This is a genomic window from Mycobacterium sp. NPDC003323 (assembly GCF_053589535.1).
In genome coordinates this window covers 64,248-77,216 of the sequence record NZ_JBSFSB010000023.1, presented here as the reverse complement: position 1 = coordinate 77,216, position 12,969 = coordinate 64,248, and the positions used below count along the sequence as shown (strand labels likewise).

General features: G+C 67.0%; 13 protein-coding genes. 5 read left to right on the top strand and 8 right to left on the bottom strand.

Annotation, left to right across the window (positions count from 1 at the left end; all coding sequences use genetic code 11):
- Positions 1–361: 361 nt before the first annotated feature.
- Together tyrS and ACWDUN_RS28060 are read right to left on the bottom strand one after the other, a co-directional pair.
- The gene (tyrS, locus tag ACWDUN_RS28065) at positions 362–1,654 is read right to left on the bottom strand and encodes a tyrosine--tRNA ligase (RefSeq protein ID WP_449933889.1); all 1,293 of its coding nucleotides are present in this window, start codon (positions 1,652–1,654) and stop codon (positions 362–364) included.
- A 17-nt stretch (positions 1,655–1,671) separates the two neighbouring features.
- On the bottom strand, positions 1,672–2,283 hold the full coding sequence (locus ACWDUN_RS28060) for a DNA-3-methyladenine glycosylase (RefSeq protein WP_449933888.1): 612 nt from the start codon (positions 2,281–2,283) through the stop codon (positions 1,672–1,674).
- A 58-nt stretch (positions 2,284–2,341) separates the two neighbouring features.
- On the opposite strand from ACWDUN_RS28060, the gene ACWDUN_RS28055 reads away from it, so the two are divergent.
- From ACWDUN_RS28055 to ACWDUN_RS28045, 3 genes are read left to right on the top strand one after another with little or no spacing between them, the layout of a single operon-like run.
- Positions 2,342–3,097, top strand: coding sequence for an ABC transporter ATP-binding protein (locus ACWDUN_RS28055; protein ID WP_449933887.1), 756 nt, complete (start codon positions 2,342–2,344; stop codon positions 3,095–3,097).
- Complete coding sequence (locus ACWDUN_RS28050; protein WP_449933885.1) at positions 3,094–3,867, top strand: ABC transporter permease; 774 nt, start codon at positions 3,094–3,096, stop codon at positions 3,865–3,867. Before ACWDUN_RS28055 ends, ACWDUN_RS28050 begins: the two co-directional genes overlap by 4 nt.
- A 6-nt stretch (positions 3,868–3,873) precedes the next feature.
- Positions 3,874–4,488, top strand: a complete 615-nt coding sequence (locus ACWDUN_RS28045) for a TetR/AcrR family transcriptional regulator (protein WP_449933883.1) — start codon at positions 3,874–3,876, stop codon at positions 4,486–4,488.
- Here the strand turns inward: ACWDUN_RS28045 and ACWDUN_RS28040 are convergent.
- The 3 genes from ACWDUN_RS28040 to ACWDUN_RS28030 are packed head-to-tail and all read right to left on the bottom strand — an operon-like array spanning position 4,460 to position 8,128.
- Positions 4,460–4,678 (bottom strand): Trm112 family protein, encoded by a 219-nt coding sequence (locus tag ACWDUN_RS28040; protein WP_449933881.1) that lies wholly within the window; start codon positions 4,676–4,678, stop codon positions 4,460–4,462. The two genes, ACWDUN_RS28045 and ACWDUN_RS28040, sit on opposite strands and share 29 nt — an antisense overlap.
- Positions 4,675–5,109 carry a hypothetical protein gene (locus ACWDUN_RS28035; RefSeq protein ID WP_449933879.1) on the bottom strand — a complete coding sequence of 145 codons (435 nt, stop codon included), beginning with the start codon at positions 5,107–5,109 and terminating at the stop codon, positions 4,675–4,677. Before ACWDUN_RS28035 ends, ACWDUN_RS28040 begins: the two co-directional genes overlap by 4 nt.
- A gap of 55 nt (positions 5,110–5,164) precedes the next feature.
- On the bottom strand, positions 5,165–8,128 hold the full coding sequence (locus tag ACWDUN_RS28030; RefSeq protein WP_449933877.1) for an acyl-CoA synthetase: 2,964 nt from the start codon (positions 8,126–8,128) through the stop codon (positions 5,165–5,167).
- A 129-nt stretch (positions 8,129–8,257) separates the two neighbouring features.
- Between ACWDUN_RS28030 and ACWDUN_RS28025 the strand changes: the two genes are divergently transcribed.
- Both ACWDUN_RS28025 and ACWDUN_RS28020 read left to right on the top strand, forming a co-directional pair.
- Positions 8,258–10,045 (top strand): ABC-F family ATP-binding cassette domain-containing protein, encoded by a 1,788-nt coding sequence (locus ACWDUN_RS28025; RefSeq protein WP_449933875.1) that lies wholly within the window; start codon positions 8,258–8,260, stop codon positions 10,043–10,045.
- Positions 10,046–10,060: 15 nt separating this feature from the next.
- Positions 10,061–11,374, top strand: coding sequence for a hypothetical protein (locus ACWDUN_RS28020; RefSeq protein ID WP_449933873.1), 1,314 nt, complete (start codon positions 10,061–10,063; stop codon positions 11,372–11,374).
- Here ACWDUN_RS28020 and ACWDUN_RS28015 read toward each other — a convergent pair.
- The 3 genes from ACWDUN_RS28015 to ACWDUN_RS28005 are packed head-to-tail and all read right to left on the bottom strand — an operon-like array spanning position 11,331 to position 12,963.
- On the bottom strand, positions 11,331–11,792 hold the full coding sequence (locus ACWDUN_RS28015; protein ID WP_449933871.1) for a hypothetical protein: 462 nt from the start codon (positions 11,790–11,792) through the stop codon (positions 11,331–11,333). The genes ACWDUN_RS28020 and ACWDUN_RS28015 overlap by 44 nt on opposite strands.
- The gene (locus ACWDUN_RS28010) at positions 11,789–12,355 is read right to left on the bottom strand and encodes a hypothetical protein (RefSeq protein WP_449933869.1); all 567 of its coding nucleotides are present in this window, start codon (positions 12,353–12,355) and stop codon (positions 11,789–11,791) included. Before ACWDUN_RS28010 ends, ACWDUN_RS28015 begins: the two co-directional genes overlap by 4 nt.
- Positions 12,352–12,963 carry a hypothetical protein gene (locus ACWDUN_RS28005; protein WP_449933867.1) on the bottom strand — a complete coding sequence of 204 codons (612 nt, stop codon included), beginning with the start codon at positions 12,961–12,963 and terminating at the stop codon, positions 12,352–12,354. Before ACWDUN_RS28005 ends, ACWDUN_RS28010 begins: the two co-directional genes overlap by 4 nt.
- Positions 12,964–12,969 lie beyond the last annotated feature (6 nt).

The window sequence follows — 12,969 nt, the reverse complement described above, 5'->3', positions numbered from 1 at the left end:
CGATCACAAACAAAAGACACCAAAAACTGGCATCAAAAAAACAACCATCCCACGTGGCAGGAAGACGGGGAGTCCCCCACCAAGATGGCCAAAAACAACAAACAAAAACCACCAAACACACTATTGAGTTCTCAAACAACACGCCCGATCCTGACCGCGCAACAAGTCCGCGGCTAAAAGCCGCGGTCCGTAGTGCGGGCAGTGAGGTACTCCCCGGTTAAGGGTTTCTCTCTCGGATTTGGTCTTCGCTCTCCGGCTTGAGGCCGTGTCGCTCTGACTCGCAATAAGTTACGGCAGGGCTAACAGCGAGTCAAATCGCCTGGTCAGCGGAGGATTTCCGCAGGTCAGCCGCGTCGGCGGGCTAGCTGTCGGCCACCACCCGGGTGACCCCCGCAATGTTGCGCTTGCCACGTCGCAACACCAGCCATCGGTCGTGCAAAAAGTCCGATGACTGTGGTATCCACTCGTCGCTTTCGATTCGGACGTTGTTCACGTACACACCGCCCTCGGCGAGGGTGCGTTTGGCAGCTCCCTTGCTCGCCACCAATCCACTGGCCACCAGCAGGTCGACGATGCCGTCGGGCCCGCCTGGGTTCAGTTCGGCGACGTCACCGTCGGAGGCCTCGCGCAGCGCCGCGGCGAGCGTCGGTTCGTCGAGGTCGCGCAGTTCGGCACGTCCGAACAAGGCCTGGCTGGCCAGTTCGACGGCATCGGTGGCCGGCTGACCATGCACAAGCGTGGTGAGTTCGCGGGCCAGCCGGCGCTGAGCCGCCCGTTCGTGGGGGCGTGATTCGGTCGCCTCGGCGAGCTCGTCGACCTCGTCCCGGCGCAGGAAGGTGAACCACCTCAGGTAGGGCACCACATCGGCATCGGTGGTGTTCACGAAGTACTGGTACCAGGCGTACGGGCTGGTCAGTTCGGGGTCGAGCCAGAGGTTTCCGCCGCCCGTCGACTTCCCGAACTTCTTGCCGGTGGAGTCGGTCACCAGCGGAGTCGTCAGCGCATGCACGACGGCGCCGCGCTTCTGCCGGACCAGGCGCACCCCGGCGACGATGTTCCCCCACTGGTCGGAGCCACCGATCTGTAACGCACAGCCGTGCCGCTCGTGCAGCTGCACGTAGTCGTTGGCCTGTAGCAGCATGTAGCTGAACTCGGTGTAGGAGATGCCGTCGCCTTCGAGCCGGCGACGCACCGTGTCCCGATCGAGCATCACATTGACCGAGAAGTACTTGCCGACATCGCGCAGGAACTCGATGGCCGAGAGTTCACCGGTCCAGGACAGGTTGTTCTCCACGATGGCGCCGGTCGGCGAGTCGGTGAACTCGACAAACCTCTCCAGCTGGCCGCGGATGCGGCCCGCCCAGTCCGCGATGGTGTCGGCCGCCTGCATCGTGCGCTCCCCGCTGTCGCGAGGGTCACCGATCATGCCGGTGGCGCCGCCGGCGAGCACGATGGGCCGATGCCCCGCCTGCTGGAATCGCCGCAGGGTGAGAAGGGGCACGAGATGGCCGGCGTGCAGGCTCGGTGCGGTCGGATCGAAACCGGAATACAGCGTCAGCGGTCCATCGGCCAACGCCTCGGCCAATGCGTCCCGGTCGGTTGACTGCGCGATAAGTCCACGCCATTCCAGCTCATCGAGGATGCCCGTACTCACCCTGCCATCTTCCTGCATCAATCACTGTCGCCCGGTGCGGGTGCCCGGGGACTACGCCGGTAGGCCGATACCTCGGGTCGTCCGGGCAGCCAGAAGCGCCAGGGCCGATCAGCGGCGGTGCTGACACCGACGCGTGGACCGGCGACCGGATTTTCGGCCGTACCGAGTCGCAATCGGATCGGGCTGCCGGCATCGAACAGGTCGATTCCGTTGTCGTCCATGGTGATTCCCAGCGCGGAGCAGAGATTGCCCGGCCCCCGGGCCAGTGCGCGATCGGGCGGCATCACTCCCCGTCGCGCCCGGGCCACCGGATCTCCGTCGTCGATCACGGCCGCCCGCAACAGGACTGCGGCCGCGGTTCCGTCCGGGCCGCAGGAGACGTTGGCGCACACATGGATGCCGTGGCTGCGATAGGTGTACAGCCGGCCCGGCGGTCCGAACATCACCGCGTTGCGCACCCGCTGACCGCGGTATGAGTGCGCCGAGGAATCGGGCCACGGCCCGTCGGGTGGTCCGCCGTACGCCTCGACCTCGACGATGGTCGCGCTGACGTCGCGCCCGTGCAGCCGGGCGCCCAGCAGCAGTCGTGCGGCGCTGACCGGATCCACCGCCAACGCCCGTGAGTCCACGTCACCGATTCTGCCCAATGCCTTGACACCGCCACCGCCCGGGCGCACTATTCAACACATGATGAGTTCATCCGGCGATGAATTAATGTACGGTGCGCACGGAGCGGCGGTACAGATTGACGCCCTCCGGGTGGTGCGCGGTAGGCGCACGGTGCTGCAAGACATCTCCGTGCGCATCCGTCGCGGGTCGATCACCGGACTCCTCGGGCCGTCCGGATGCGGCAAGACCACCCTCATGCGCTCGGTCGTCGGCACCCAGATCTTGTCCTCGGGCACGGTCACGGTGCTCGGGCACCCGGCAGGCAGCGCAGATCTGCGCAGTCGGGTCGGATATGTCACCCAGGACGCCACCGTCTACCCCGACCTGCGCGTCATCGACAACGCACGGTACTTCGCGTCGCTGTACGGCAAGAACGCCCGAGCTGCCGACCGGGCGATCGCCGCCGTCGGACTGAACGATCACCGGACGGCGTTGTGCGCCAACCTGTCCGGCGGTCAGCGCACCAGGGTCTCGCTGGCCTGCGCGCTGGTCTCCGAACCCGAGTTGCTGGTACTCGACGAGCCGACGGTTGGGCTGGACCCGGTGTTGCGCGTCGACCTGTGGGCGCAGTTCCACGAGTTGGCCGATACCGGGACCACGCTTTTGGTGTCCAGCCATGTGATGGACGAGGCCGACCACTGCGGCGACCTGCTGTTGATGCGCGAGGGCCGGCTCCTGGCCCATACCACGCCGACCCGACTACGAGAGGACACCGGATGTTCAGCACTGGAGGAAGCGTTTCTGTCGGTCATCCGGCACAGCACCGCGGCATGAGCACCACCCGATCGCCGGGCATGCAGGCCTATCTGGCGACCACCGGACGGATCCTGCGGCAACTGGCCGGGGATCACCGCAGCATGGCGATGATCGTCGTCGTCCCCACACTGATCATCACGCTGATGTACTTCATGTTCGTCAACGTCGGACACCCTCCGGGCACGCCGTCACCGTTCAACAACGCCTGCTTGATCATGCTCGGCGTGTTCCCACTGATCGTGATGTTCCTGATCACCTCCATCACCATGCAGCGCGAACGTGTCTCGGGAACCCTCGAGCGGATTCTGACGACCCCACTGCGCCGGTTCGACCTGCTGGCCGCATACGGGACCGCGTTCTCCATCGCGGCCGCCGTGCAGGCATCGCTGGCCTGCGCGGTCGCGTTCTGGTTCTTGGGTTTCCAGACCGCCGGCAGCCCTGCGTTGGTATTCCTCATCGCGATCGTCAACGCCGTACTCGGTGTCGGATTGGGACTGCTGTGCAGTGCCTTCGCCCGCACCGAGTTCCAGGCGGTGCAGTTCATGCCGGTGGTGATCGCGCCGCAGCTGTTGTTGTGCGGCATCATCGTTCCGCGCGACGTGCTGCCGGACTGGTTGCACTGGATCAGCAATGCGCTGCCCGCCAGTTACGCTCTGGAGGCGCTGCAACAGGTCGGCGCGCACGCCGAACTCACCGCAACCGCCACTCGCGACATCGCGGTGGTGATCGGCTTCGCGGTGCTGGCGCTCAGCCTGGCCGCGGCGACCCTGCGACGGAAGACGGCTTAGGAAACCTTGAGCACGACGAACGACCGTAAACGCCCCGGCCGACCGCCCGGGGCGTCGGACAGCCGCGCCCGGATCCTGGAGCACGCGCGAGAGCTGTTCGCCCGCAACGGCTTCGACAAGACCTCCATCCGCGCGATCGCATCCGCGGCCGGGGTCGACGGCGCCCTGGTGCACCACTACTACGGCACCAAACAACAACTGTTCGCCGCGGCCATCGAGATCCCGATCGACCCGATGCAGATCATCGGCCCGCTGCGGGACACCCCGGTGGACCAGATCGGCTTCGTTTTGCCCAGCCTCTTGCTGCCGCTGTGGGATTCCGAACTCGGCAAGGGTTTCATCGCGACGCTGCGCTCGCTGCTCGGCGGCGCCGATGTCACTCTGGTGCGCTCATTCCTGCAGGAAGTCATCACCGTCGAGATCGGCTCGCGGGTGGACGAGCCGCCGGGATCGGGTGCCTACCGAGTGCAGTTCGTGGCATCGCAGCTCGTCGGCGTCGTCGTGGCGCGCTACATCCTGGAACTGGAACCGTTCGCGTCGCTACCGCCGGACATCGTCGCCAAGACCATCGCGCCGAACCTACAGCGTTATCTCACCGGGGATCTGCCGCAGCTGAGCTGACCAACCGCTCGTGCTCGGCCTCATCGGTGACGGTCACCGCCTCGTCGACGAGCAGTACCGGGATACCGTCGTCGATCCGGTAGGCACGCCGCAGCCGCGGGTTGTACAGGCATTCGCCGGGCACCAGGCTGAGCGGTCCGCGGTCCTGCGGGCAGACGAGGATGTCCAGCAGTTTCGAGTCGAGGGTCACGAGAACGGGTTGACCCCGTCGCCCCAGCCACCCGGGATCAACGGGTTGGTGTCATCACCGGGTGGTACCCACGGCTGAGCGCTCGTGCCACCGGGCATGACGCCCGTGCCACCGCCGCCACCGCGGGACAGCACCTTGCGCTGCTGCGCGACGGTGGCGCGCAATGCATTGGCGAGCGGGAGCAGATTGGGACGCTGATTGAGCGCCTCGGTGATGGCCTGCACATTGCCCGGCGTCGGCCGGGCGCCCTGGGCACGCAGGTTGAGCGCATCGTCGAGCAGATTGGGAACCTGCCCACCACTGGCGCTGCGACCGTACTCATCGGCGAGGCTGTCCAGAATGTCCGCATTCGCGGTGGCGGTGCCGCCACCGAGCAGCAATCCGGCCGCCATCACGGCGGCCGTCAACGCACGACGGGTCACAGATGTCATCACGATCCTCCTAGCCGGGGAGAGCCTAACAGCGCGCCATGAACCGGGCACGGCGTCACAGATCGCCGAGCTCGGCACGCACCGCGGCCGTCATGCGCTTGTACTGCTTCGTATCGCCGTCGTAGTACCAGGTGTTACGTGACGCCTTCGGGATGCCGGCGTCGCGCAACGGTCCCACCACGGGCCGGTAGGACGCGCCGAGCTTCATCTCCGCAGCCACGTAGACCACATCGGGTGGTCGGCCCACCGGTAGTGCCGCCATCGCCTCGGTCACCTCCGCGCTGGGCACGCTGCCGCCGGGGCGCAACGACACCGCCGTCAGTACCAGCGGCCGGCCGCCGATCTCCAGGCAGTAGGTGACCGCCAGATCCACCGCACCGATCTGGCCGATGGCGTCGTTCACGGCGGCGGTGAACACCACCCCCTCGGGCGTGCGGATGACCGAGCTACGGCTGTCGACCAGCCAGTAGTCACCCTCGTCGTCGCGGCGGAACAGCTGCTCGGTGGACACCCAGGTGTCCGCGGCCGCGAACACCCCGCGCTTGACCGAGGCGGTCGGGTCCACCGGGCCCCGCGGCCGGGCCAGCAGCAGACCGACCTGGCCGGGCTCGGCGCGCAGCACGAACCCGCGCTCGTCCTCCAGGATCAGATCGTCATCCACGTCATAGGCCGCAAGTTCGACGAACGGGCCGCCCGGCAGCGGTCGGCCCTTGCTGCCGATCTTGGCGTCGGCGACGTTGGCCAGCACCGCCTGCCCATCGGTGGTGGCGAAGAACTCGACCACGTGCGCCGGCGCGAACACCTCGGACACCCGTCGCCACAGACCGACCGGCATACCCGAGCCGATGAACAGCCGCACGGACAACGTCCCATTCAGCGCGAACGACGGGTCATCGATCACCTCGCGCAGCATCGCCCACGTGTAGGACACCACGGTCACGCCGTACTGCCGGATCTCGTGCAGAAAGCGGTCCGGAGCCAGGCCGCGGGACAGCGCGATGCGGGCACCGCCCACCACCGCACCGCCCAGGCTGACCAACAGACCGGACGGATGGTGCAGCGGAGTCAGGCAGTAGACGGTGTCCCGGTTACCCAGGTTGGCTGCCGAGGCCGTACCGAGTGCCGACAACGCCCACCGGTAGTTGGTGATCTGGCGGGCGACCAGTTCGCCGTTGATGGTCGCGAAGGCGACATAGGCCAGGTCGCGGGCGAACCCGGGGTTGGGCCGATACCAGCCGGGCAGTTCGACCCGGTCCGGATCGATCTGCTCCATGTCGACCACGTCGGCGTCGGCCGGTAGGTGCAAATCGCGCGACTCGCCGCCGCCGAGCACCAGCACACGGCGGCCCAGGCCGCGCGCGGCATCGAGATTCGCCGGGTCGGTCAGGATCTCCACCACGCCGCCGAGTCGTGCGGCCTGCGCCAGATCTGCATCCGGGGGCATCAGCACCGCCACCGCACCCAGCCGCGACAGCGCCGCGATGGCGACCAGCGCGCTGGGCCGGGTCTGCATCAGCACACCGACCCGGACACCCTGGCGCACGTTGACCTCGATCAGACCGCGGACGACGTTGTTGACGCGGCGGTCCACCGCCTCATAGGTGTGCACCCGACCGTCGAACAGCAGGAACTCGCCGTCGGGATGGCTCATCGCCTGCTCGGTCATGATGCGCCCGAGCGAGATCCGGGTGTGATCGTTGATCTGGCCCAGACGCGCCAACCGCGGAAGGGTGCGCGCGGTCTCCACCAGCAGGGTGCGCGCAGACTTGTTGGTCGCGACGACCGCGCCTGCGGCCGAGCGGGCCAGGTCGAAGGCCATCTCCGAGGCGGCCGCCGCACCGTGCGCGACCCGCGAGGTCAGGGCCACGCCGGCGTCGGCGGACTCCGTCGGCTGCTGGCCCATCGGGGCGACGTCATCCGGCAGCGCGCCCTGGCCGTTGCGCCACTTGACCCACGAGGCGACCGTCGGCCAGGTCTGCGTCGCCGCCTTCGAGCCGACGACGAGTCCGAAATGCCCTGCGCGGATCAGGTATTCGTAGGTCTCGGCCTGCGGGGCGGCGGTCTTGATACCGCGCACCGCCGCCGGCTGACCGATATCGTCGACCTCACCGATGACGGCCAGCACCGGGCACTTGATATCGGCCAGCGTCACCAGCTCGCCGTGGATGTTGAACCCGCCGGACATCATCCGGTTGTGTGCGATGAACTGTTTGAGCAGTTCGGAAATCGCCGGTCCCGACCAGGCGATCCAGCCCTCGGAATCGAGGAACCGGCGCTGCTGCTCCCGGGGCAGCAGGGCCTCGCGGTCGTGCAGCTGACGCAGGAAGTCCAGGCGCGCCTGCGCGGTCTTGAGCGGGTCGAGCATCTGAAAACCGGTGCGGGCCAACCACCCCGGGATGTCGATGCGGGAGAAGACGTGGTCGGCCATGAAGTTCGCGGCGACGGCACCGACATTCGGCGGGATCCCCATCGGCAGCGCGGCCAGGGTGTCCACCGGCGAACCGAATCCGATGATGCTGGCCAGATCCTTGGAGCGCCGATAGGCGGCGGTCTGATAGCAGAACATGCCGCCCTGGGAGTAACCGGCCAGATGTACATCGCTGCCGGTCACCTTCTTGACGGTGTCGATCGCATCATTCAGCGCTACGACGTGGTCGGCGAGGTTGCGTTGCATGCCGCCCTCGACCTGATCGGGTGAACCGAAGTCGATGACCCACGGGTCGATACCCGCGGCGTGCAGGATGCCGACCGCACCGTCCTCACGGGTGACGTCCCACATGTCGGCGGACATCATCATCGGATGGACCATCAGCACGGGCGGCCCGGACGGCGCCGTCCCGGGCCGCGTGTCGGGCGGAAAGTACCGGCGCAGCCGGTACATCGGCACGCTCTCGATGATCTGATACGGCGAGGGGACCGCACCGGTTTCCAGACCGCCGTAGCGCAGCACCTCGATGCCGTTCTGCGCGGTGGCCAGAAATCGGCTCACCGGACCGGTGATCAGCGAAAAATCCACCAAAGCGCGCTCCCCTGCTATCGGCGTACCGGAGTAACTCGCAATCCCCCCGATTGCCTCGACATCATGGCACAGCGCTGCTGGTCGACCGCTGGGAATGTGCAGCGTGGCCCGCACTAACCTGGACAGGACATGGCACATCTTCTCGGGGCCGAGGCCCTCCATCTGGAATACCCCACCAAGGTTGTCTTCGACTCCGTCTCGCTCGGCGTGAACGAGGGCGACCGGATCGGCATCGTGGGCCGAAACGGTGACGGCAAGTCGAGCCTGCTGGCCATGCTGGCCGGGCGACTGACTCCAGATTCGGGTCGGGTCACCGTGCGTGGCGGGGTGCGCGTGGGGGTTCTCGATCAGGCCGACACCCTCGACCCCACCGACACCGTCGGGCATGCGGTGGTCGGCGACGTTCCCGAACACGTGTGGGCGGGCGACCCGCGCGGCCGGGACGTCATCGCCGGCCTGCTCGGTGACCTCGAGTGGGGCGCGGTGCTGGGCACTCTGTCGGGCGGCCAGCGGCGTCGGGTGGCGCTGGCCCGCCTGCTCGCCGGCGACCACGATGTCCTGGCCTTGGACGAGCCGACCAACCACCTCGACGTCGAGGCCATCACCTGGCTGGCCGAGCACCTCAAGCGGCGCTGGTCGGCCACCTCGGGCGGGTTGCTGGTCGTCACCCACGACCGTTGGTTCCTCGACGAGGTGTGCACGGTGACGTGGGAGGTGCACGACCGCATCGTCGAGCCGTTCGACGGCGGCTACGCCGCCTACATCCTGCAGCGGGTGGAGCGGGATCGGCAGGCCGCCACCATCGAGGCGCGCCGGCAGAACCTGGCCCGCAAGGAGCTGGCCTGGCTGCGCCGGGGCGCACCGGCGCGCACCTCCAAACCGAAGTTCCGCATCGACGCGGCCAATGCATTGATCGCCGATGTGCCCGAGATCCGGGACAAGGTGGCCCTGCAGTCGCTGGCGGTGACGCGGCTGGGCAAGCAGGTCGTCGATCTGCTGGACGTCTCCGTGTCCTATGCCGACCGGTCGGTCTTGCGGGACGTCGAATGGCGCATCGCCCCCGGGGAACGCACCGGCATCCTCGGCGTCAACGGTGCAGGCAAGTCGACCCTGCTGGGACTGGTCGACGGTTCGGTGCAGCCCACCGAGGGCAGGGTCAAGCACGGTAAGACCGTCAACATCGCCACCCTGACCCAGAGTGTGGACCGCCTGGCCGACCACCTCGACGAACCCGTCCGGGTGGTGTTGAGCCGGCTGGCCACGACGTACACGTTCGGGGCGGGCTCCAAGGCGCAGGAGCTCACGCCGAGCCAGCTGTTGGAGCGGCTGGGCTTCGGCAGCGCGCAGCTGTCGACGCCGGTGAAGGATCTGTCCGGCGGTCAGCAGCGTCGCCTGCAGCTGCTGCTGATCCTGCTGGAGCAGCCCAATGTGTTGATCCTCGACGAGCCCACCAATGATCTGGACACCGACATGCTGGCGGCGATGGAGGATCTGCTGGACTCCTGGCCCGGCACGCTGATCGTGGTGAGCCACGACCGCTACTTTTTGGAGCGCGTCACCGACCAGCAGTACGGGATTCTCGGCGGGCATCTGCGGCACCTGCCCGGCGGCGTCGACGAATACCTTCGGTTGCGCGCCTCGCACGCCGCGCAGACGGGCGCGGCGCCCATCAAGGCTGCGGTGCAGGAGGGGTTGTCGGGCGCCGAATTGCGGGCCGCCCAGAAGGAGGTCGCGTCGATCGAGCGGCGGCTGGAGAAGCTCGCGGGTCAGATCGACACCGCGCACGTCGAGCTGGCTGAGCACGATCAGGACGACTACGAAGGGCTGCAACGGCTTACCGGCACGCTGCGGCAACTGGAGACCGAGGTCGCCGAACTCGAGGAGAAGTGGTTGGCGCTCTCCGAGTCGATCGGCTGAGCTTACGATGCTGTGGTGCGATACGTACTGGCGCCACTGACGCTGTGTATCCGCTACTTCCCACAATTGGCGGCGTGTTATCTGGTCGGCTGGCTGCTGCGCACCGGTGCCATCGAATGGGCGGCGTGGGCGGGATACGACAACAATGTGTGGGCCTCGCTGATCATGCCCTTGGCCGGTATCGCTCGGCTGGGATCTTATGTCGCGATGTTCTATGTCATCCGTCAGGGCATTCCCACGCTGGCCGCGTTACCACGCCGCTCGGCACGCCAGATCGATTTGTTCGCAACCATCATCGTCCCGTTCTTCGCGATCTATCTCGCGTGGCAAATGTTCCGCGAGGACTGGCTGGCCTTCGAGTACCGCGCGCTGCACTACCGGGTCGGTGAGGCCCTGACCACTCCGGGCACAAGCGAACTGAATCCCGAGGCGCTGCCGGTCAGCACCGTCACGATCGTCATCATCGGCGCGGCGTTGGTAACCCGCTTCCTGCTCAACCGGCTAAAGGACCGCATGCCGGTATGGCTGTTGCCGGTGCAGGTCTACCTGGATGCGCTGTGGGTGTTCCTGGTGCTCACCCTCTCCGCCAGCAAGGGTGTCACCCTGTTGATCAATCCGTCCGCCTGGGTATCGGAGCGGCGGATCGTCGTGTGGTTCAACGAGTCCCGCGAGAGCCTGTTCGCCCACGTCAAGTTCCTCCAGAAATTGTGGGACGCGTTGATGTGGACCCTGAGCACCGTATTCGGCGGCGCGGCCGTACCGCTGCTGTGGCTCGCCGTGGCCTGCATCGTCTATGGCGCGACGTCGAAGGCCGATTGGGACACCGAAGCCCGCCGGTTGGGCGGTGAGCGGATGGGCCGGTGGATCGATCGCTCGGCGTCCCGCAGGAATCAACTGAGCACGGGATGGAACCGCCTGCCCGGCAGGGTGCGTGGCGAGGTGCGCGATCAGCTGACTGGCCAGATCGGCAAGTTCAAACCGATCGTCGATTCGGCTCATGTCATCGCTGCCGGTGGACTTTTCGCGGTGTCGTTGTACGTGCTCGGGTACCTCGGACTCGCCTGGCTGGACATGTCAGGCAGCTACTACCGCGCGCAGATCGGGCCCGGCTATCTGTTCCGCGGCATGGCGTGGGTGCTGGGACCGCACGACATCTCCTTCTGGTTCGGCACATGGGATGTGATGGCGCTGATATCCCACACGATCGTGGAACCGCTGAGGATCTGCCTTGTCGCCGGCATGCTGGCGTGGTGTCTGGACCGCGCGCAGCGCAAGTCCGCGGACGCTACAGCGGCAGCCGGACCAGTATCGAGCCGTCCGGATTCCTGACGTCGACCGCATCGGGTTCGGCTGTGGCCGGAATCAGGAACCGCCACTTCATCGATGTCTCGGCACCGCAGGGCGGGCCGGTGGCACGCCATGAGCGCTCGTCGTCCACCAGGAATCCGCCGCAATAGAACTCGGGGGATGCGTTCCCCGACCGGGTGATGTCGACGTTCACCAGGACCGTGCCCTCCGGCAGCGGCCTGCCGGACCCTGGATGGGCGGTCGTCCGGCTGACGTTGCGTACCTCGAACGTCTGCCCGTCGACGGTGACCGGCCGGCGTGGCTCGCCGATGAAAGCGGGTTCGACCGAGCTCACGTAACGCTGCCATGCCGGAAGGAGAATGAAGACGGCGGCCGCCACGCACGCTGCCACGCATACCGCCGCGCCGATGACATTGCGCTGCCACAGCCGAATCTTCATGTGCCGACCTGCGTTGCGGGCCCGATCTGTATCTGGTCGGTGCGTTGGACGCGCGCATCATCGAGATCCATGTCGATGACGAGGCGCGAATCCAGCCGCCAGTCGTCGACCCAGATCCGCAGGGTCATCTTCCCCCGTCCCGGAGCAGCGAGATCGGCCGGCACATCGAAGACCCAGGAGCCGCGCACGGCGATGCCCGGCGCCAGGGACCCGGCCAACGGCATGACCCCGATCCGGTGCGTCGGCCGATACGTGTTGGGACCGACGATCAACTCGACGGTCGCCACTTCGTCCGAGCGCGTCGTCATGGCCTCACCGTCGACGACGACCCACATACCCACGGCATCGAGCACCAGCGGGCGGTACTGCTCCTTGCGCACCTGCGGACCGATGCGGACCCCACTGACTTCGGCGCTGACGGCGTACCCGATGGCCTGCTGTCCCATCCCCACACTCACGTCGAACGGGGCGAACACATCGTCTGGAGTGGGAAGGTTGTGCCACATCCAGGCCGCCGCCGCGATCACCGCGGCCGTCGCCGTTGCGGTCAACGCCCGCTTCACGATCGGCCACCGACCTGGATGGCGAGTCGACCATAGGTACTGGTAACCGGCACCCAACCCTGGCCCACCGTGGCGTTCAGCTTCTTGGCCTCCTTGAAGACGCGCACCCGCACATCCGAGCCCACCGAGACAGCGGTTTCCGGGACATCCCAGAGCAGCACGAGATCATCGGTGAGTCCCGGGCCCAACCACACTGTCTGCGTGCCGTCGGCGAGCCGCATCGGGACGAGTTCGTCGGCTACGGGCAGGTCGGCCAGACTCACGACATCCTGCACATTGCCCGGCAAGGTGCCGGCGTTGCGTGCCTTCACCACCAGTCCGAGGTAGCGACGCCCGGGCTTCGGCGGAAAGAGAATCGTGCTGCCCGCACGCACCTCGTCGACCAGACTCGCCCGCTGGACGGTGATCTCGAACCTGCCGGTGCTGAACATCTCGCCGGGCTTGATATCGGTGACCTTCTTGTTGACCGTGTCCAGGCCACCGAATGCCGCCGTGCCGACCAGGACCGCGACCAGCCCCGCCCTGCGCCATTCCTTCAGACCCCATCCCGAAAGCCACTGCCGGATACGTCCGGTGACGGTCACGGCACTCCCCCGAGCCGGTTCCATGGTGGG

Bases quoted from the DNA above. Each gene is read 5' to 3' on its own strand.
- ACWDUN_RS28025 (WP_449933875.1), top strand. From the start codon at position 8,258: ATGGCACATCTTCTCGGGGCCGAGGCCCTCCATCTGGAATACCCCACC.
- ACWDUN_RS28050 (WP_449933885.1), top strand. From the start codon at position 3,094: ATGAGCACCACCCGATCGCCGGGCATGCAGGCCTATCTGGCGACCACC.
- ACWDUN_RS28005 (WP_449933867.1), bottom strand. From the start codon at position 12,963: ATGGAACCGGCTCGGGGGAGTGCCGTGACCGTCACCGGACGTATCCGG.
- ACWDUN_RS28055 (WP_449933887.1), top strand. From the start codon at position 2,342: ATGATGAGTTCATCCGGCGATGAATTAATGTACGGTGCGCACGGAGCG.
- ACWDUN_RS28035 (WP_449933879.1), bottom strand. From the start codon at position 5,109: ATGACATCTGTGACCCGTCGTGCGTTGACGGCCGCCGTGATGGCGGCC.
- ACWDUN_RS28015 (WP_449933871.1), bottom strand. From the start codon at position 11,792: ATGAAGATTCGGCTGTGGCAGCGCAATGTCATCGGCGCGGCGGTATGC.